The organism is Telluribacter roseus, assembly GCF_017355915.2.
Lineage (GTDB): Bacteria > Bacteroidota > Bacteroidia > Cytophagales > Spirosomataceae > Telluribacter.
Genome location: NZ_JAFEUV020000014.1, coordinates 80291 through 98968 on the forward strand (window position 1 = coordinate 80291; position 18678 = coordinate 98968).

16 protein-coding genes are annotated in these 18678 nt (G+C 51.3%); 11 read left to right on the plus strand and 5 right to left on the minus strand.

From position 1 onward, the window contains the following. The first annotated feature begins 50 nt into the window (after nt 1–50). From ilvC to JTN23_RS21100, 10 genes are all read left to right on the plus strand, one after another. A complete protein-coding gene (gene ilvC / locus JTN23_RS21055) occupies nt 51–1097 on the plus strand; it encodes a ketol-acid reductoisomerase (RefSeq protein ID WP_207507634.1) in 1047 nt (348 codons plus the stop codon). A 99-nt stretch (nt 1098–1196) separates the two neighbouring features. Continuing rightward, the gene (gene ilvA, locus JTN23_RS21060) at nt 1197–2465 is read left to right on the plus strand and encodes a threonine ammonia-lyase IlvA (RefSeq protein WP_247237040.1); all 1269 of its coding nucleotides are present in this window, start codon (nt 1197–1199) and stop codon (nt 2463–2465) included. 13 nt (nt 2466–2478) lie between these two features. Further along, the gene (locus JTN23_RS21065) at nt 2479–3327 is read left to right on the plus strand and encodes an AraC family transcriptional regulator (RefSeq protein WP_247237041.1); all 849 of its coding nucleotides are present in this window, start codon (nt 2479–2481) and stop codon (nt 3325–3327) included. A 155-nt stretch (nt 3328–3482) separates the two neighbouring features. Beyond that, entirely contained in the window at nt 3483–4886 is a 1404-nt protein-coding gene (leuC, locus tag JTN23_RS21070) for a 3-isopropylmalate dehydratase large subunit (RefSeq protein ID WP_247237042.1), read from the plus strand. A gap of 86 nt (nt 4887–4972) precedes the next feature. Beyond that, on the plus strand, nt 4973–5332 hold the full coding sequence (locus JTN23_RS21075) for a four helix bundle protein (protein WP_247237043.1): 360 nt from the start codon (nt 4973–4975) through the stop codon (nt 5330–5332). A 40-nt stretch (nt 5333–5372) separates the two neighbouring features. Then, nucleotides 5373–5969 (plus strand): 3-isopropylmalate dehydratase small subunit, encoded by a 597-nt coding sequence (leuD, locus tag JTN23_RS21080; protein WP_247237044.1) that lies wholly within the window; start codon nt 5373–5375, stop codon nt 5967–5969. Nucleotides 5970–6049: 80 nt separating this feature from the next. Continuing rightward, on the plus strand, nt 6050–7633 hold the full coding sequence (locus tag JTN23_RS21085; RefSeq protein ID WP_247237045.1) for a hydroxymethylglutaryl-CoA lyase-like TIM-barrel protein: 1584 nt from the start codon (nt 6050–6052) through the stop codon (nt 7631–7633). Nucleotides 7634–7674: 41 nt separating this feature from the next. After that, complete coding sequence (leuB, locus tag JTN23_RS21090) at nt 7675–8745, plus strand: 3-isopropylmalate dehydrogenase (RefSeq protein WP_247237046.1); 1071 nt, start codon at nt 7675–7677, stop codon at nt 8743–8745. 274 nt (nt 8746–9019) lie between these two features. Next, complete coding sequence (locus JTN23_RS21095) at nt 9020–10174, plus strand: 2-isopropylmalate synthase (RefSeq protein WP_247237047.1); 1155 nt, start codon at nt 9020–9022, stop codon at nt 10172–10174. Nucleotides 10175–10304: 130 nt separating this feature from the next. Further along, nucleotides 10305–10787: a hypothetical protein gene (locus tag JTN23_RS21100; protein ID WP_247237048.1), complete on the plus strand. Its 483-nt coding sequence runs from the start codon at nt 10305–10307 to the stop codon at nt 10785–10787. A 148-nt stretch (nt 10788–10935) separates the two neighbouring features. On the opposite strand, the gene JTN23_RS21105 is transcribed toward JTN23_RS21100, so the two are convergent. The 4 genes from JTN23_RS21105 to JTN23_RS21120 form a co-directional block, all read right to left on the minus strand. Beyond that, the gene (locus JTN23_RS21105) at nt 10936–12312 is read right to left on the minus strand and encodes a M16 family metallopeptidase (RefSeq protein ID WP_247237049.1); all 1377 of its coding nucleotides are present in this window, start codon (nt 12310–12312) and stop codon (nt 10936–10938) included. A gap of 147 nt (nt 12313–12459) precedes the next feature. After that, a complete protein-coding gene (locus JTN23_RS21110; protein ID WP_247237104.1) occupies nt 12460–13779 on the minus strand; it encodes a M16 family metallopeptidase in 1320 nt (439 codons plus the stop codon). A gap of 146 nt (nt 13780–13925) precedes the next feature. Beyond that, the gene (locus JTN23_RS21115) at nt 13926–14699 is read right to left on the minus strand and encodes an HpcH/HpaI aldolase family protein (RefSeq protein ID WP_247237050.1); all 774 of its coding nucleotides are present in this window, start codon (nt 14697–14699) and stop codon (nt 13926–13928) included. Between the two features lie 120 nt (nt 14700–14819). After that, a complete protein-coding gene (locus JTN23_RS21120) occupies nt 14820–17258 on the minus strand; it encodes a glycoside hydrolase family 95 protein (protein ID WP_247237051.1) in 2439 nt (812 codons plus the stop codon). Nucleotides 17259–17395: 137 nt separating this feature from the next. Here JTN23_RS21120 and JTN23_RS21125 point away from each other — a divergent pair, with 137 nt between their 5' ends. Beyond that, complete coding sequence (locus JTN23_RS21125) at nt 17396–18163, plus strand: DUF6503 family protein (RefSeq protein ID WP_247237052.1); 768 nt, start codon at nt 17396–17398, stop codon at nt 18161–18163. A gap of 119 nt (nt 18164–18282) precedes the next feature. Here the strand turns inward: JTN23_RS21125 and JTN23_RS21130 are convergent, their stop codons facing one another. Then, complete coding sequence (locus tag JTN23_RS21130; protein ID WP_247237053.1) at nt 18283–18639, minus strand: VOC family protein; 357 nt, start codon at nt 18637–18639, stop codon at nt 18283–18285. Nucleotides 18640–18678 lie beyond the last annotated feature (39 nt).

Consider the following 18678-nt stretch of genomic DNA (forward strand, 5'->3'; position numbering starts at 1 on the left):
TAAGAACTTTCCTTATATCTATTTTAACCAATTAAATTACCCAATCAAAAATGGCAAAATTAAATTTCGGCGGAGTTGAAGAAGAAGTAGTGACCCGCGAAGAGTTCCCTCTTGAGAAAGCCCGCGAAGTACTAGGCAACGAAACCATTGCTGTAATCGGATATGGTGTACAGGGACCTGGCCAGAGCCTGAACATGCGTGATAATGGATTTAATGTGATCGTTGGCCAGCGTAAAGGTGGTAAGTCATGGGACAAAGCCGTAGCTGACGGCTGGGTACCTGGCGAGACACTATTTGAAATCGAAGAAGCTCTTCAGAAAGGTACTATCATCTGCTATCTTCTGTCGGATGCAGCTCAGATCGAACTATGGCCTACTGTAAAGCAGTACCTGACTCCTGGTAAGTCACTGTACTTCTCACACGGCTTTGGTGTAACGTACAAAGATCAGACTGGTATCGTTCCTCCTGCCGATGTTGACGTTTATCTGGTAGCTCCTAAGGGTTCAGGTACTTCACTGCGTCGTCTGTTCGTAGAAGGCAAAGGTCTTAACTCGTCATTTGCTGTCTTCCAGGATGCTACCGGCAAAGCCCGTGAGAAGTGTATCGCTATGGGTATCGGTGTAGGATCAGGCTACCTGTTTGAGACAGACTTCTACCGTGAGGTAACGTCTGACCTGACTGGTGAGCGTGGTACACTGATGGGTGCTATCCAGGGTATCTTTGCAGCTCAGTACGAAGTACTGCGCTCTAACGGACACTCACCTTCTGAGGCTTTCAACGAAACGGTAGAAGAGCTGACTCAGTCACTGATGCCACTCGTAGCCGAGAACGGTATGGACTGGATGTACGCTAACTGTTCTACTACGGCTCAGCGTGGTGCTCTGGACTGGTGGAAGCCTTTCCGTGATGCTACTAAGCCGGTATTTGAGCAACTATATAACTCTGTAAAATCAGGCGAGCAGGCTCGTATCTCTATCACCCGTAACTCACAGTCTGACTACCGCGAGAAACTGGAAGAAGAACTACGCGAACTGCGTGAGTCAGAAATGTGGCAGGCAGGTACTACCGTACGTAGCCTACGCCCTGAGCGCAGCTAATATACCTGTAATGGGTCAGGGTTCGGAAAACCTGATCCCTTTGCGTAAATTTGTTAGACCTTACGGAATTCCGTAAGGTCTTTTTTTAAATTACACTTCATGAAGCCACTGACCGAACCTAGCACCACGTCCCCTACGCTGGATAACATATTCCTGGCGGCTGAGCGCCTTCGCAATATAGCTACCCATACTCCGCTGATGCATAATCTGCACCTGTCGGAGATGTTTGGCGCTAATATCTATCTGAAGCGTGAAGACCTGCAGATCGTACGCTCGTACAAGATTAGGGGCGCCTACAACAAGATGGCGAGTCTGTCGGAGGAGGCTCTGGCTAATGGAGTGGTGTGCGCCAGTGCGGGTAACCACGCGCAGGGACTAGCCTACGCCTGCCGCAAGCTGGGGGTTAAAGGGGCTGTATTCATGCCTACCACAACGCCCGCTCAGAAGGTCAAGCAGGTACGCTTTTTCGGTAAGGAGTGGGTGGATATCCACCTGGTAGGTGATACCTACGATGATGCCTACCATGCAGCTATGGAGTACCAGTCAACCCACGATGCTACCTTTGTCCACCCTTTTGATGATGTACAGGTCATGGAAGGGCAGGGTACCGTAGGCCTGGAAATATTCAAAGATGCGGACTTCAAGATCGACTACCTGCTGATGGCCATCGGCGGCGGCGGACTGGCCGCGGGTGTATCTACTGTATTTAAGCAACTCTCTCCCAGGACCAAGCTCATCGGCGTGGAGCCAATGGGCTCACCTACCATGCTGCGGGCTATCGAAGAAGGCCATGTACTTACGCTGGAAAACATTGATAAGTTTGTGGACGGTGCCGCCGTGCGCCGGGCCGGTAACATGACCTTCGAGATCTGTAGACAGAATCTGGAGCGCATCCTGCTCGTACCCGAAGGCAAGGTATGTTCTACTATCTTGCAGCTCTACAACGAGGAAGCCATCGTAGCCGAACCCGCCGGAGCCCTGACCGTAGCGGTACTGGATCAGCTCCGGGAGGAAATCAAAGGCAAAAACGTAGTGGCTCTGATCGGGGGTGGTAACAATGACATTACCCGTACGGAAGAGATCAAGGAGCGCTCCCTTCTCTACGAGGGACTGAAGCACTACTTCATCATCCGCTTCCCGCAGCGCGCCGGGGCCTTCCGTGACTTCCTGAATGTACTGGGGCCGCAGGATGACATTACCCGCTTCGAGTACGTCAAAAAAACCAACCGCGAGCAGGGACCGGCCCTGGTAGGAATAGAGCTAAAAAACCGGGAGGATTTTGAGCCCCTCATCCAGCGGATGAACGAGAGCCGCATTGTGTACGAGTACCTCAATGACCAGCCTAACATGTTCCAGTTTTTGGTGTAATCCATTCCTCCCCTTGCTACGCGTACCTTCTGACATAAGTGCCCAGGAATTTGAATCGCTGAAGATTCAGGACATGACCTTCGTGGCCTACCGTAATGAAGTATATCCCTCCCGTTATGAGGTATTCTTCGAGGAGCACGCGGTCATAGTAGTACTGGAAGGGGAGAAAAAATTTATAAATCCTACGCAGGAAGTACACGTCGAAAAGGGTGACATCCTGTTTATACAGCGGGGCTTCTACCTGATGTCGGAGTCCATCAATGAGTCGTACAAGAGTCTGGTATTTTTCTTTGACGAGAAGCTGCTGAAAGAATTTGTGGGGCTACACTCAGAGCTCTTTGATTCTGAGGAAGGTACTTCCCCCCTGCAGTCCCCCATCCTGCTTCTCCGGTCCAACGATACCTTCTCCCAGTTTGTCAACTCGGTGTTCCCCTACTTCCGCAACCAGACTTCGCTGAAGAACCATTTTCTCCGGCTCAAATTCCAGGAACTGCTCCTGCATTTATTAGAGATTGATCAGTCGGGTAAGCTGCAGGCTATCCTGTACAGCCTCTACAAAGGACAGAAGGCCGACCTGACTTTTCTGATGAATAGCTACTACCTCAAGCCGCTTACTCTCAACGAACTAGCTCGCCTATCCGGCCGTAGCCTGTCGGCTTTTAAGCGGGATTTTCAGGATGAGTTTGAGGTATCTCCTGCGCACTGGATCAAGAACAGACGCCTCGAGCACGCCGACTTTCTACTCCGCAATACGGCTAAGAACGTATCCGAAATCAGTACCGAGATAGGCTACGAAAGTGTCTCTCACTTTATCAAATCCTACAAGGAGAAATACGGATTTACGCCCAAGAAGAGCCACTGAACCAAAACCGCTATTTTTTGAGCGTTTTGCGTTATCGTTATTTGTACTATTCTGCGGTAATTTGTTTTCCCGATTCAGGTACATAACCACCTGCACGAGAGAGTCAGCTCTTTTGCTGATCCCAACCCAGCATATTACAAAACCATAGCTATACCATGAGTAAGCCTGCAAGTACCCTTTTCGACAAAGTGTGGGATGCCCACGTAGTCCGTTCGATTCAAGATGGTCCGGATATTCTCTTCATCGACCGCCACTTTATCCACGAAGTAACCAGCCCCGTAGCATTCCTCGGCCTGGAGACCCGTGGTATTGGTGTGATGTACCCTGAGCGTACCTTCGCTACCGCCGACCACAACACCCCTACGATCAATCAGCACCTTCCCGTAGCTGACCCTCTTTCGGCCAACCAGCTGAAGGCCCTGGAGACCAACACTGCCAAGTATGGTATCTCGCACTGGGGACTCGGCCACGCCAAGAATGGTATTGTACATGTAATAGGACCCGAAAACGGTATTACTCTTCCAGGCATGACTATCGTATGTGGTGACTCGCATACATCTACACACGGTGCTTTTGGCGCTATCGCTTTTGGTATAGGTACTTCGGAAGTAGAGATGGTACTCTCGTCGCAGTGTATCATGCAGCCTAAGCCCAAGAAAATGCGCATTACCGTTAACGGTGCATTGGGCAAAGGCGTAACTCCTAAGGACGTTACCCTATATATCATCGCCAAGCTTACTTCTGCCGGTGCCACAGGGTACTTTGTAGAGTACGCGGGGGATGTATTCGAGAATATGACCATGGAAGGCCGTATGACCGTATGTAACATGAGTATCGAGATGGGTGCTCGCGGTGGTATGGTCGCTCCTGACCAGACTACCTTCAACTATCTGAATGGACGCGAGCAGTCACCTAAAGGCGAGGCGTGGGACAAAGCGGTTGCTTACTGGCAGACTCTCAAGACAGACGAAGGCGCTACTTTCGATAAAGAATACGTTTTTGATGCGGCGGATATCGAGCCTATGATTACGTACGGAACCAACCCGGGTATGGGCATGGGTATATCCAAGAGTATTCCGACGGCCGAAGAGGTAGAAGGTGGCAAAGCTACCTACGACAAAGCCCTTAACTACATGGGATTTGATGAAAGCGAATCCATGATAGGCAAGCAGGTAGACTACGTATTTATCGGTAGCTGCACCAATGGCCGCATCGAGGACTTCCGTGCTTTTGCTTCTATTGTAAAAGGCCGTAAGAAGGCCGATAACATTACCGCCTGGATCGTACCGGGTTCACATATTGTAGAGCAGCAAATCAAAGAAGAAGGTATTCTGGATATTCTTACCGACGCCGGATTCCAGCTACGTCAGCCGGGTTGTTCAGCCTGTCTGGCTATGAATGACGATAAAATCCCGGCGGGTAAGTACGCAGTAAGTACCTCCAACCGCAACTTCGAAGGTCGTCAGGGTCCTGGTGCGCGTACCCTTCTCGCCAGCCCGCTGGTAGCTGCCGCTGCCGCCGTAACCGGACGTGTAACGGATCCACGGGAATTGCTATAAAAGCTGCTGTAGGCTGTAAGCTGTAGGCAATAAGCTTTTTTAACTTTTAGCCTATAGCTTACAGCGTAAAGCCTAAAGCTCCAGAAATGCGCGATTTTAGGAAGTATGAGGTTTGGCAATCGGCACATGCGCTTACGTTAGATATTTATTCAATAAGTAATGGATTTCCTGCCAACGAGCAGTATGGAATAACCAGCCAGCTACGAAGAGCTGCGGTATCCATTCCAACTAACATAAGTGAAGGCTGCGGAAGAAGTAGCGATGCTGACTTTGCAAGATTTATTCATATTGCCCTAGGCTCCGCGCATGAAGTTGAATACCTGATCCAGCTCTGCTACGACTTACGATATATAGAAGAAAGTACTTATAAAGATATAGACAGCAAAGTCAACCTGGTTAAGCGTAAACTCTATCATTTAGAAAAGAAAATAAACAGCAAAAGCTGAGGCATATAGCCTACAGCTTAAAGCATAAAGCTCTACAAAAATGGCCTACGATAAATTTACCATACTAAAAAGCTCCGCCGTTCCGATGCCCATCGAGAACGTGGATACCGACCAGATCATCCCTGCCCGCTTTCTGAAGGCAACCGAGCGTAAAGGCTTCGGCGACAACCTGTTCCGCGACTGGCGCTACAATGCCGATGGTACTCCCAAAGCAGATTTCGTACTCAATAACCCGATCTACTCCGGCAGCATCCTGGTAGGTGGCAAAAACTTCGGAAGTGGATCGAGCCGTGAGCACGCGGCCTGGGCCATTTACGACTATGGCTTCCGTTGCGTAGTATCCAGCTTCTTTGCCGATATCTTCAAGAACAACTCCCTGAACGTAGGTATACTGCCGGTACAGGTAAGCCCTGAGTTCCTGGATAAGATCTTCCAGGCGATTGAGGCTGATCCTAAGGCTGAGCTGGAGGTAAATCTGCCCGAGCAGACTATTACGATCGTGGCTACCGGCGAGCAGGAGTCATTCGAGATCAATGGCTACAAGAAGCACAATCTGATGAATGGCTACGATGATATTGACTATCTGCAGGCCATGAAGGAGGATATCCGGGCCTTTGAAGCAGCAAGACCTTATTAAGCTACTAGTCTTAAGCAGTAAGCTCAAACGATCGTTAAGTCATCACATATAAAGGCACATAGCTTACAGCTCCTTCAGATATGCCCAAGCGTTATATAGAAATAATGGATACGACACTCCGCGACGGTGAACAAACCAGCGGAGTGTCGTTTTCTGCCTCAGAGAAACTGACCATTGCTCAGTTGCTCCTGCAGGAAGTGAAGGTAGACCGAATTGAAATAGCCTCGGCACGGGTATCAGATGGTGAGTTTCAGGCTGTCAAAAAAATTACCGAGTGGGCCAGTCAGAACGGCTACATTGACCGGATTGAAGTACTTACTTTCGTAGATGGTGAGGCGTCGATCAACTGGATGCTCAAAGCCGGTGCCAAGGTCATGAACCTGCTTACCAAGGGGTCCATGAACCACCTTAAGTACCAGCTCAAAAAGACCCCCGCGGAGCACTTTGAAGATATCGCTCAGGTTATTGAGCTGGCTCGCTCCAATGGTATCGAAAGCAACGTATACCTCGAAGACTGGAGCAACGGTATGCGCAACTCCCGCGAGTACGTGTTCGAGTTTCTGGACTTCCTGGCTACCCAGCCGGTCAAGCGTATCCTGCTCCCTGATACATTGGGTGTATTGACTCCGGCCGAATCCTACGAATACGTAAAATCCATTGTAGATCGCTACCCCAGCCAGCACTTCGAATTCCACGCTCACAACGATTATGACTTAGGTACAGCCAATGTACTGGAGGCTATACGGGCGGGGGTTCAGGGGCTGCATCTAACCGTCAATGGTATGGGCGAGCGGGCCGGTAACGCGCCGCTGGCTAGTGCCATAGCCGTACTCAAAGACTTCGTGCCCGAGGTGGAGACGTCGGTGGCCGAGCAGTCGTTGTACTCGATCAGCAAGCTGGTGGAGACCTTCTCAGGTGTACGTATTCCGGCCAATAAGCCCATTGTAGGTGAGAATGTCTTTACGCAGACGGCCGGTATCCACGCCGATGGCGACAAGAAAAACAACCTGTACTTCAGCAACCTGATGCCCGAGCGTTTCGGACGCAGGCGTCTGTACGCACTGGGTAAAACATCCGGCAAAGCCAATATTGAGAAGAATCTGCAGGAGCTGGGTATTAAGCTATCCGACGAGGATCTCAAGAAGGTAACTCAGCGGATCATTGAACTGGGCGACCGGAAGGAGATGGTTACCCGCGACGACCTCCCCTACATCATATCCGATGTACTGGACAGCAACACCATTGAGGAGAAGGTAATCATACTCAACTACGTACTTACTCACTCCAAGAACCTCAAACCCTCAGCTACGCTGCAGGTACAGATCGGAGATCATATCTTTGAGGAAAGTGCGCAGGGCGACGGTCAGTACGACGCCTTCATGAACGCCCTGAAGAAGATCTACGGTATGCTGAATATGTGCCTGCCTATGCTGACTGACTATACCGTACGCATACCTCCCGGTGGTAAAACGGACGCCCTTTGCGAAACTATCATTACCTGGGCTATTGATAACAAAGAGGTCAAAACGAGGGGGCTGGATTCAGATCAGACGGTGTCGGCTATCAAAGCAACGCAGAAGATGCTGAACCTTATCGATCAGACCTGTGAGCTAGCCATACCCGCCCTGGTAGCCACCGAACCAGAATTATCTACTAAACAATAACTTTTATTAGCACTACCCTTTTAGTGCCTTTCACTTACAAAATGAAGAAACATATATTAGTTGTTCCCGGTGACGGAATCGGTCAGGAAGTAACCGCCGTTGGTAAACAAGTACTTGAAAAAATCGCTGAGAAGTACGGTCATGAATTCACCTACGACGAGGCGCTGATCGGCCACGTAGCCATCGAAGCTACCGGTAATCCCCTACCCGACGAAACACTTACCAAGATGCGGGCCTCCGATGCCGTTCTTTTCGGAGCCGTAGGTCACCCCAAATACGACAACGACCCTACTGCCAAGGTACGTCCAGAGCAGGGACTCCTCAAGATGCGTAAGGAACTGGGCCTATTTGCCAACCTGCGCCCCATCAAGCTGTTCGATGAGCTGCTCGAAGCATCATCGATCAAGCCTGAGATCCTGAAAGGTGCTGATATTCTTTTCTTCCGTGAGTTGACCGGTGATATTTATTTTGGAGAAAAAGGTCGTAAAGATGACGGCGACTCAGCCTATGACATTGCCGCTTACAGCAAGTACGAGGTAGAGCGCATCGCCCGCAAAGCATTCGAAGCCGCCCGTACCCGCCGCAAGAAGCTCTGCTCGGTAGATAAAGCTAACGTACTCGAGACCAGCCGCCTGTGGCGCGAAGTAGTACAGGCCATTGCCCCTGAGTACCCTGATGTAGAAGTAGAGCACCAGTTTGTAGACGCCGCGGCCATGATGCTCATCAAGGACCCACGTCGTTTTGATGTAGTGGTTACAGCCAACCTGTTTGGTGATATCCTGACAGACGAAGCCAGCCAGATCGCAGGTTCTATGGGTATGCTGGCCTCAGCTTCTGTTGGTGAAAGTACCGGCGTATACGAGCCAATCCATGGTTCAGCACATGACATTACGGGCAAAGGCGTAGCCAACCCTATGGCTTCTGTACTTTCGGCTGCCCTACTACTTGATATTTCGTTTGGCCTGAAAGAAGAGTCTGACGCTATTATCAATGCTGTAGATCAGGTCCTAAAAGCTGGCTACCGTACCCGCGACATTGCTGACTCAACTACTCCTGCTGAGCAAATCCTGAACACAGAGGCGATCGGCCAGAAAATACTCGAATTAATCTAAAGTTTTTATTCTGTTGCAATTCATATCTATTTCATTTGGTGAATTCAATAGATCTTCTACCTTTGCAGAAGAAAATCGCAAAAGGCGAAATTTCGCAACAGAATATGAAACCGATAGCTCAAAACCTAATCCTTCTCCTTCTTATTACATCGTAAAGGTGTGAGAAAGATGTGGTTTTGCATAAAAATTAAAACCCTTTCTCACACCGGGAAGGGTTTTTTTATTGCCTGATTAAATAGTAATTTCGTAGTTTAACCATAAATCAATACCCCTAATGAGCCAGCGAGTTTACATCTTCGATACCACCCTGCGTGACGGCGAGCAAGTACCCGGCTGCCAATTGACGACTGAGGAAAAGATCGTTGTGGCCCAGCATCTTGAAAAATTAGGCGTGGACGTGATCGAAGCTGGATTTCCCGTATCAAGCCCGGGCGACTTCCGCTCGGTAGTTGAGATTTCGAAAGCAGTACAGGAGCCTACTGTATGCGCCCTTTCCAGAGCCGTACAGGCCGATATTGACGCCGCCGCCGAAGCTCTTCAGTACGCCAAGCGTGGCCGTATCCATACGGGTATTGGCTCGTCAGACATCCATATCCAGCATAAGTTCAATACGACGCGTGAGAAGATCATTGAGCGCGCCATAGATGCTACCAAGTACGCCCGCACCAAGGTAGAAGATGTAGAGTTTTACTGCGAAGACGCCGGTCGTGCTGATCTGGTATTCCTGGCTCAGCTGGTAGAGGCTGTGATTGGGGCCGGAGCTACCGTAGTGAATATACCTGATACGACTGGTTATTGCCTACCCGAGGAGTACGGCGCCAAGATCCGGTTTATCTACGAAAACGTGAAGAACATCCATAAGGCTACCATTTCTATCCACTGCCACAACGACCTGGGACTGGCTACCGCCAACTCGCTGGCCGGTATCCGCGAAGGAGCCCGTCAGGTAGAGGTAACCATGAACGGTATCGGTGAGCGCGCCGGTAACACCTCACTGGAAGAGGTAGTAATGGCATTGAAAGTACATAAAGAGCTAGGTTTTGAAACCGGCATCCATACGCCCCTCATCTACCCTACCAGCCAGATGGTATCCAAAATGATGCGTATGCCAATCCAGGCTAATAAAGCTATCGTAGGTCGTAACGCCTTTGCACACTCGTCGGGTATCCACCAGGATGGCTTCCTGAAGCACACCCTCAACTACGAGATCATGAACCCGCACGATGTAGGCGTAGACAAGTCCGACATCGTGCTGACTGCACGCAGTGGCCGTCATGCTCTGAAGCACCGTCTGGAGCTACTAGGCTTTACTTTTGAGAAGCCTGTGCTGGACGACCTGTACAAGCGCTTCCTGGATATCGCTGATGTAAAGAAAGAAGTAAACGACAAAGATCTGGTAGAGCTGGCGCGCACCGCCGTTGCCGCTTAATCAGGGCTTTATAACGTATATAGAAAGGCAGCTTGCTCTCCGGCAGGCTGCCTTTTTTCATGAAACATTATGCTCTGACCAGACGTTGATTAGGTACTATTCTTTACAGGGAAAAACCAGATATGAAGCCATGGCAAGACCTAATCCTGAACTAATAGCTGCCCTGAGGCGTACTGCCAAGAAGTTGGCCGATGGTGCTCCCTACCAGTGGGGCCACATGGGTAGCTGCAACTGCGGTAACCTGGCCCAGGAGCTAACCAAACTGAGCAAAGGCGAGATTCATGAATACGCACTGGCCGTCGGACGCGGCGACTGGAACGAGCAAATGAACGACTACTGCCCTACGAGCGGTCTGCCAATAGACCTGCTTATAGCTGACATGCTCAGCATAGGCCTATCGGCTGAGGACCTTAAGCACCTCGAACGTCTGTCGGACCGGCAGGTACTGGAAAGGCTGCCCGAGGAGAAACGCTTCCTGCGTCACAACGTCAGGGATGATGTAGTGCTGTACCTGGGTACCTGGGCTGCTATGCTGGAAGAACAATTGCTAGCAACAATACGTCTGCCCCGGGTAGAAGAACCTGCTGCTACTGAAGAAGTACTAATGCTCTGAGTCTTAATTTGATATTTAGGCTAAAAAACGCTATCATTACAAAGAATTTAATTTCCATCAGAATAACGAAAGCCCCCGGCCAGTGTGGACGAGGGCTTTTTCTTGGACTATTCTCCGGTAACTTATGTAGCAGCCTGCTGTGGCCCGGTCAAAAGCCCGGCTCTTTTATGTCTCTCTCCGTTACAGCGCCATATTTCTTCACCTGATCCCTTATCTCATCCGCCTTACCTATTAGTACGAATTGAAGATGCTCCCTGGGGAAGTACCTTTTGATAATATCATTGGCCTGGGCTACCGTGAGGCCATCCACCTTACTCTGGAAGGTATTGATGTAGCTTTCGTCAAAGCCATAGATGAACATGTCGGTAAGCAAACGCGCCAAAGCTCCGGCCGATTCGTACTCCGGTGGAAAATCTCCCTTCACATACGCCTTCGCCGACGCCAGTATTTCCTCATTCAGTCCTGTGCGGTGCAGGCTGTCCAGCACGCCCAGTGCCATATCAATGGCCGGTACGGTAGTGGAGTTCTTGGTGAAGGTACTGATGTAGAACGTCCCTCCGTGCTTTAGGCGGCTAAAACGGCTACCGGCCCCGTAGGTCAGCCCCGAGTTGACACGCAGCGCATCGTTGAGCCACGAGGTAAACCTGCCACCCAGTATGGTATTCACCACCAGGATAGGTACATAGTCAGGATTATTGTAGTCTACGCCTCTTCCACCAATCAGGAAGGTAGTCTCACGCGCGTCCCCTTTGTTAACCAACAGTACCCGGCTCTTGTCAAAAGACAGATCGGGAGCGGAGCGTTTAATCATTCGGCCCGGAGCTGTTTTCCACCCGCCAAACATAGAGGTGATCTTCTTCTTCATAGCGGCAGTATTGAAGTCGCCTACTACCGCGATGGCCGCCCGGTCGGTGGTGTAGTTAGTACGATAAAATTCTTTTACGTCAGCAGTACCTATTTTTTCTACTGTAGGACGGGTACCTCCGCTGGGAGTGGCGTAAGGATGTTTATCAAAAACCAGTTGGTTGAAATAATTGCCAATTACCGCCCGTGGGCTCTCCTTTTGCTGGGTCAGTTCCAGCAGGGTACGCTGCTTGTGCTTGGCATACTCAGTCTCATTAAAGACGGGGTACATCAGTACCTGCTGCAGTATATCCAGCATCTTATCCTGATCCTTCACCGCGAATGACATACCTATATTGGCGCTTTCCTTACCGGCACCTGTATTCAGGTTGGCCCCTACGTAGTCGGTAATTTCTTCGATCTGCTCTTTGGTGTACTTCTGCGTACCAAAGGTCAGCGCATCGGCGGTCAGGCTCGCCAGTCCGTACTTTTCCCCATCGTGAATAGATCCCGCATCAAACACGGCCGATACATTGATTAGAGGCACCTCGTGCTGTTCCATCAGGTACACGGTCAGGCCGTTTTTGAGCTTGAACTTCTCGTACTTAGGTACCTTAAAGTTATTCTGCGCCTGGACCGACAGCGTAAGCAGACCCAACAACGCTAAAAATATATGTTTCATAGTTTATAGTAGCTTTAAGCTATATGCCGTAAGCGGTAAAACGGAGGAGTACCTCCCGATACGGTGATTTGATTTTGTTTTTCTTTCCTTCCTGCTTTTCTCCTTTTCTCCCTTCATCCTTTCCTACCTTCCGCAGCGGCGGCCGCCTTACTTCCCCTTCTCCGGTAGCAGATACCCGACGGTACGGTTGCGTTCGGTGAAGTACTTAGCCGCTACGCGCTGAATATCGGCGGGTGTTACTTTTTCGTAGAGCTTAGGGGCTTCATAGAGCTTGCGGTAATCACCAAAGAATACCTCGTAGGTACCCAGGCTATTGGCCTTACCGTTGATGGTCTCCATAGTACGGTAAAACTCCATCAGCTTCTGGTTCTTCACTTTCTGTAGCTCAGTATCGGTTACGCCTTCCTTGATTACCTTATCCAACTGCGCCAGTATGGCTTTTTCCAGCTCAGGCGCCGATACGCCATCACCGGCTATGGCGTAGATGTAGAACAGGTTAGGATCAAAGCCTTCGGGGAAGTTGGTAAATATCCGGGCGGCTATGGTGGTATCCATCACCAGCGACTTCACCAGCCGCGACGAGTTACCCGAGGTCAGGAGGCTGCTCAGCAGATCCAGGGCGTAGTAGTCGGCGTGGCCGGTTTCGGGCGTATGATAGGCCAGCATCAGGTTAGGTGTCGTAATGTCCTTATAGGTAGTGACACGACGCTCCCCGTTCTGCTCCGGCTCTACGGTCCGTACTTTGGGCGGCAGGCCGCGCGCCGGGATGGGCGCCATGTACTGATTAGCCAGTCGACGTACCTGATCTACGGTCACATCACCCACTACTACTACGGTAGCATTGTTGGGCGAGTAGTAGGTCTTAAAGTAGTTCTCGAGGTCCTGCTGCGTCCAGCTCTTGATATCCGACTCGAAGCCAATGACCGGAAACATATACGGATGTTCCTGAAAAGCCACCGACTTCACCACTTCACTGATGACCCGGTAGTTGCTGTTTTCGAGGCCGGTGCTGCGCTCCGACAGTACTACCCCTCGCTCACTTTCTACCATAGCCGAATCAATAGACAGGTTGGCAATCCGATCTGATTCGAGCTTGAAGATCGTTTCGAGCGCATCCTTCTGGAACCAGTCGGTATAGACCGTTACGTTTTCGGTAGTGTAGGCGTTGTTGGAGCCGCCGTTGGCTTCCATTACCCGGTCAAACTGCTTGGGGCCGTAGTTCCTGGAGCCGTTGAACATCATGTGTTCAAAAAAGTGCGACAGCCCCGTAATACCATGTACCTCATTGCGGGCACCTACTTTCCAGAACAGGTACATGTTGGCGGTAGGGATTGAGTGATCCTCCAGCACCAGAAACTTCATGCCGTTGGGCAGAGTAAATGTTTTTACGTCATTGGGGTTGCTCTGGGCGTAGGTACTATGTATACCGACCGCCAAAAGTACCCCAAGTACTAGTCTTCGTAGCATCATGTAGATTTATAGATTCATTATGGTGTAATAATAACGAAAAACAGAGGAAGACGATATCCTTAAAGGATAAGCGGCTTCTCCTTATCATGGAGAAGCCGCTTATAAAACTACAGGAATCGAATAGCCATCAGGCTTGTTCCTGTTTATTTTCCTATCAGATACCCGTACCGCTTTACGACATCAGCGGCGGCTTTTTTAAGCAGGGGTGTATCTACCGTGGAAGTTACAAAGTGGAAACCTTTCTCCTTCATCCTGGCGGCGACCTCCGGAGTACCACAGTGAATCCCGGCCATCAGACCATATTTGGTCGCTACACTGAGTACCTTATCAATGGCATTGAGCAGCTGTGTATCCTCAAAGTCCGCGATCCTCTGGATGCCCAGCGCCAGGCTCAGGTCCCAGGGGCCGATGTAAAATCCGTCCAGTGAGGGAGTCTGGGCTATGTCTTCTATGTTCTTAAATCCACTGGCCGACTCGATCATGGCCAGCGTCAGTATCTCTTCGTTGGAACGCTGGAAGTAGTCGCTACCCAGGTGCAGCTCCGCGCGTAAGGGGCCATAGCTGCGGTACCCCACGGGCGGATACCGGCACGCTCCCACAAACTGCTCCGCCTCTTCACGCGTGTTGATCATGGGACAGATAATGCCCTGCGCTCCGGCATCCAGCATACGCATGTGCGTAGCCGGATCATTCCAGGGCACGCGCACCAGGGGCACCGTATCGGTAGTACCAATGGCCTGCAGCATCGGAAGAATGGCCGACAGATCAGAGGCCAGACCGTGCTGGGCATCAATGGTCAGGGCATCAAAACCCGCATGAGCCAGTATTTCGGCGGTCCAGGAGGAAGGGATGGTGACCCAGGCATTGGTGGCTGTGCCATTCTGACGCCAGAGTTCTTTCAGTCGGTTGGTACGCATACTATATAATCGTATTGACTAGTCTAAAATGTGAAGCAGGTTGTCTTTATCAACTCACCTTTATCTTGAAACTGCTGAATCCTGATCTTGTTAAATGATTCCGTAAATAGGAGGTATCCCCTACTCCCGCACCAGCCGATATGTCTTTCCCTTTACCGTATTAAAAACAAGTACATCCCCCTCCCGACGTGATTGTACTCCCTCTACCCGTAGCGGTACCGCTGACCGGATGCGGCATTCGCCTCCGGCCTCGGAGCGTACGGTGGCGGATGTGAGTTTGCCCCCGGTCCAGTCCATCCCAACTTCGTAGTCACCACGGGCGCGTAAGCCTTTAACCGAGCCCTTCTGCCAGGTGGAGGGAAGCGCCGGGAGTAGCTGGATAGCGTCCAGGTGGCTTTGGATCAGCATCTCGGCCATACCGGCTATACCACCAAAGTTGCCGTCGACCTGGAAGGGCGGATGGGCGCAGAACAGGTTGGCGTAAGTACCTCCACCCTTGTACTCAGGATTGTCGTGACCTACATAGTGCAGGAGTTCGCGCAGGAGCTTATAAGCGTGGTCGCCGTCGAGGAGGCGTGCCCAGAAGTTGATCTTCCAGGCCTTACTCCAGCCCGTACCGCCGTCGCCCCGGATCTCGAGCGTTTTCTGAGCTGCCTGAGCAAATTCGGGTGTAGTTAGTGGAGAAATCTGTCGTCCGGGGTGCAGTCCGTAGAGGTGCGAGACGTGACGATGCTGCGGGTCCTGGTCTTCGTGGTCCTTGTACCACTCCTGCAGGTTACCCTTCTTGCCAATCTGCAGCGGGAACAGCTTACTTCGCTTGTCGAGCAGCATCTTCCGGTAGTCGGCATCAGTACCCAGCACTTCGGAAGCCTCGATAATATTGGTAAACAGGTCCCAGATCAGCGACATATCCATGGTGGCAGCGATGGTTACATCGTATGGCTTACCGTCTGGTCCTATGAAGAGGTTCTCGGGTGAGGTAGAGGGAGCCGTCACCAGGTACCCATCAGGACCTTCCACCAACCAGTCCAGGCAGAACTCAGCCGCCTCTTTCATAAGCGGGTAGGCCGTAGTCTGCAGGTACTTTTTATCTTGTGTAAAGCGGTAGTGCTCGTACAGGTGCTGACTCAGCCACGCGCTGCCCAGCATCCAGTTGGCCCACTGCGGAGTACCCTTGCCCAGGTCGCCTACCGGATTGGCTGCTCCCCAGATATCGGCATTGTGGTGGACTACCCAGCCGTCGGTACCGTAGAAGTTTTTGGAAGTTTCCTTACCCGTCACCGACAGTGTTTTGATCAGATTGATCAGCGGCTGGTGTAGCTCCGACAGGTTGGTTACCTCGGCCGGCCAGTAGTTCATCTGAGCGTTGATGTTGGTGGTGTAGTTGCTGCTCCAGGGCGGCTGTACGTGCGGGTTCCATATGCCCTGCAGGGTAGCCGCCGGACTTCCGGTCCGCGAGCTGGATATAAGCAGGTACCGCCCGTACTGGAAGTACATGGACTCCAGCGCCGGATCATTGGCACCAGCCGTATAGCGCTTCAGGCGTTCGTTGGTAGGCAGGTTAGGTACCTGGTTGTCATTCAACGTCAGTGCTACGCGATTGAAGTACCGCTTGTAGTCCTGCACGTGCGCCTTCTTTATTACATCGTACGGCTTGACTACTGCTTTCTTAAGGTACCCCTCTGCCAGGGCTTTTTCATCCTTCCCATCTTTATCCGGGCACTTGTCAAAGCCGTTGAAGCTCGTTGCCGCCGACACAAACAGGACCACCTCCGTCGCGCCCGCCACCCGCAGCCCGTTAGCATCAGAAGTTACCTTTCCTCCTTTATTGACGGCCCGCACCCGCATATCATACCGCATACCCCGACAGCCGGTAGGATCATCGTAGACGACGGGTTCAGGATTGTAGTTTACGTAATTAGGATCGGTATGAGCGGGCGCTTTGCCCCGCATCGCTATCTCGGTAGGGCTGATCGCTGCATTCGTAAATCGGATGGGACTCCTGGTACTTACCGTAAAGTTTAAGGCACCGGCTTTGCTGGCGGTTAGTCGAATTACGATCATCTGATCCGGCGCTGACGACAGAATTTCGCGCTGGTACTCTACTCCATTCACCACAAAGCGCGTAGTAGCCACCGCATTAGCTATATCCAGCTCCCGGCGGTAGCTGGTAGGCTGGCCCGCCGCATCCATCCTGATCAGCAGGTCGCCCAGTGGCTCGTACGACTCGGTGTACAATCCCTGCATCTTTTTAGTCAGCTCATGGGCGGTAGCGTAGTCTCCGGCAAAAAGGGCCTTCCTGATCTCGGGCAGGTACTTTGACGCGTCCGGATTGGCATTGGTGCTGGTGGGGCCACCCGACCAGAGGGTAGCTTCGTTGAGCTGGATTAGTTCTTCACCTACCTTTCCCCATACCATCGCTCCGAGTCTACCATTACCTACCGGAAGGGCTTCTTCCCACCGCTCGGCGGGCCGGTCGTACCATAGCGTCAGTGCCTGAGCCATAAGTTGTACCGATACCTGGATTATAAGAAGCAGGGAGAGGACTGTTTTTTTCATTTTTAGGTTATATAGGTGATTAGGCGCTAGCTTTTAGCTAGTAGCTTTAACAATTTCATGGTCGAAGGCTATTTATGTAGTACCTAACCTTATCACAAAAGTTATTTTTCAACAAAACTAACCACAACCAGCTTCTCATGCGCTACGCTCTCCCGCTGATTTTACTAGGTCTGCTTTTTATCGTATCCTGCCAGTCCTCTTCCGATCCGGCCCAATCCGCCGTAGACGGTGCCATCGATTTCCACGGCGGTAAGGCGTACGAAGGGTTCCGGATGGAGTTTGATTTCCGGGATAAACACTACGTAGTAGAGCGTGAAGGGGGACGCTTCCTGTATGAGCGCCATCAGAAAGATTCGACGGGCGCCGACGTACGCGACATACTCACCAACGAAGAAGCCTACCGCACCATCAACGGCAAGCGACAGAACGTACCCGATACTACCATGAGCAAGTACCAGAACTCCGTGAATTCGGTAGCGTACTTCGTGCTGCTCCCCCAGCCCCTCAACGACCCGGCGGTTAAGAAGGAATATATAGGCGAGGCCACTATTAAGGGCAAGACGTACCACAAAGTACATGTATCCTTTGCTCAGGAAGGTGGTGGTAAAGACTTCAGCGACCAATTTGTCTACTGGTTCGACAAGAACGACTTCTCCCTGGACTACCTGGCGTACCTCTACTATACCGACGAAACCGGCCTGCGCTTCCGCGAAGCCTATAACCCCAAGAAGGTGGGGGGTATACTGGTGCAGGATTACATCAACTACGCCCCTACCGACTCAGCCATGGCTGTCACGAGGGAGAACCTCCTGAAAATGGATCAGTACTTTGAGTCGGGGCAGTTGAAGGAGCTTTCGCGGATTGAGAATAAGAATGTAAAGGTGCAGAGCCCGGTGAATAAGTAGTAGGCAGAAGTGTTTTACCACAGAGTAAATAAGAGGTAAGCACAGAGGGCACAGAGTTCTTTTTCACTCTCTCGAACTCCGCGCTATAACTCAGAGAACTCTGTGGTGAAAAAAGCACCTTACCCAAGCGAACGTATTGCTAAGCGGTTGCCTTCGGTGTCTTCAAAGAGGGCCATGTAGCCAAAGCTGGGGCTAACCTGCGTTTTTTCGCGGATGATGCGGCCTCCGGCTATCTCCACCCGGCTGAGTAGCTCCGTCATGTCATCGCCGCCGTCGAGGTACAGCAGCGGGCCTTCGTGTGAGGGATGGTAGGCGGTAGGGTGTTGTACCAGTGCGCCGCCCTCAGGCAGCAGTACCATTTTGAGCGCTCCCAGGTCCAGTACGGACAGGTCAGTAGCCAGCAGGGCTCCGTAAAACTGAGCGGCACGGTTGATATCGGTAGCAGGTATTTCGAACCAGGCAATGAGTGATGACATAAGGCAGATGCAGGTTTGATTGGTATAAAAAAGCAGTGT

What these genes read in the sequence shown, in the direction of transcription:
- JTN23_RS21115 (WP_247237050.1), bottom strand. Translation starts at nt 14,699, where the DNA reads ATGCGTACCAACCGACTGAAAGAACTCTGGCGTCAGAATGGCACAGCC.
- JTN23_RS21105 (WP_247237049.1), bottom strand. Translation starts at nt 12,312, where the DNA reads ATGAAACATATATTTTTAGCGTTGTTGGGTCTGCTTACGCTGTCGGTC.
- leuC (WP_247237042.1), top strand. Translation starts at nt 3,483, where the DNA reads ATGAGTAAGCCTGCAAGTACCCTTTTCGACAAAGTGTGGGATGCCCAC.
- JTN23_RS21110 (WP_247237104.1), bottom strand. Translation starts at nt 13,779, where the DNA reads ATGCTACGAAGACTAGTACTTGGGGTACTTTTGGCGGTCGGTATACAT.
- JTN23_RS21085 (WP_247237045.1), top strand. Translation starts at nt 6,050, where the DNA reads ATGCCCAAGCGTTATATAGAAATAATGGATACGACACTCCGCGACGGT.
- JTN23_RS21125 (WP_247237052.1), top strand. Translation starts at nt 17,396, where the DNA reads ATGCGCTACGCTCTCCCGCTGATTTTACTAGGTCTGCTTTTTATCGTA.
- JTN23_RS21130 (WP_247237053.1), bottom strand. Translation starts at nt 18,639, where the DNA reads ATGTCATCACTCATTGCCTGGTTCGAAATACCTGCTACCGATATCAAC.
- leuD (WP_247237044.1), top strand. Translation starts at nt 5,373, where the DNA reads ATGGCCTACGATAAATTTACCATACTAAAAAGCTCCGCCGTTCCGATG.
- leuB (WP_247237046.1), top strand. Translation starts at nt 7,675, where the DNA reads ATGAAGAAACATATATTAGTTGTTCCCGGTGACGGAATCGGTCAGGAA.
- ilvC (WP_207507634.1), top strand. Translation starts at nt 51, where the DNA reads ATGGCAAAATTAAATTTCGGCGGAGTTGAAGAAGAAGTAGTGACCCGC.
- JTN23_RS21100 (WP_247237048.1), top strand. Translation starts at nt 10,305, where the DNA reads ATGGCAAGACCTAATCCTGAACTAATAGCTGCCCTGAGGCGTACTGCC.
- JTN23_RS21095 (WP_247237047.1), top strand. Translation starts at nt 9,020, where the DNA reads ATGAGCCAGCGAGTTTACATCTTCGATACCACCCTGCGTGACGGCGAG.
- ilvA (WP_247237040.1), top strand. Translation starts at nt 1,197, where the DNA reads ATGAAGCCACTGACCGAACCTAGCACCACGTCCCCTACGCTGGATAAC.
- JTN23_RS21120 (WP_247237051.1), bottom strand. Translation starts at nt 17,258, where the DNA reads ATGAAAAAAACAGTCCTCTCCCTGCTTCTTATAATCCAGGTATCGGTA.
- JTN23_RS21075 (WP_247237043.1), top strand. Translation starts at nt 4,973, where the DNA reads ATGCGCGATTTTAGGAAGTATGAGGTTTGGCAATCGGCACATGCGCTT.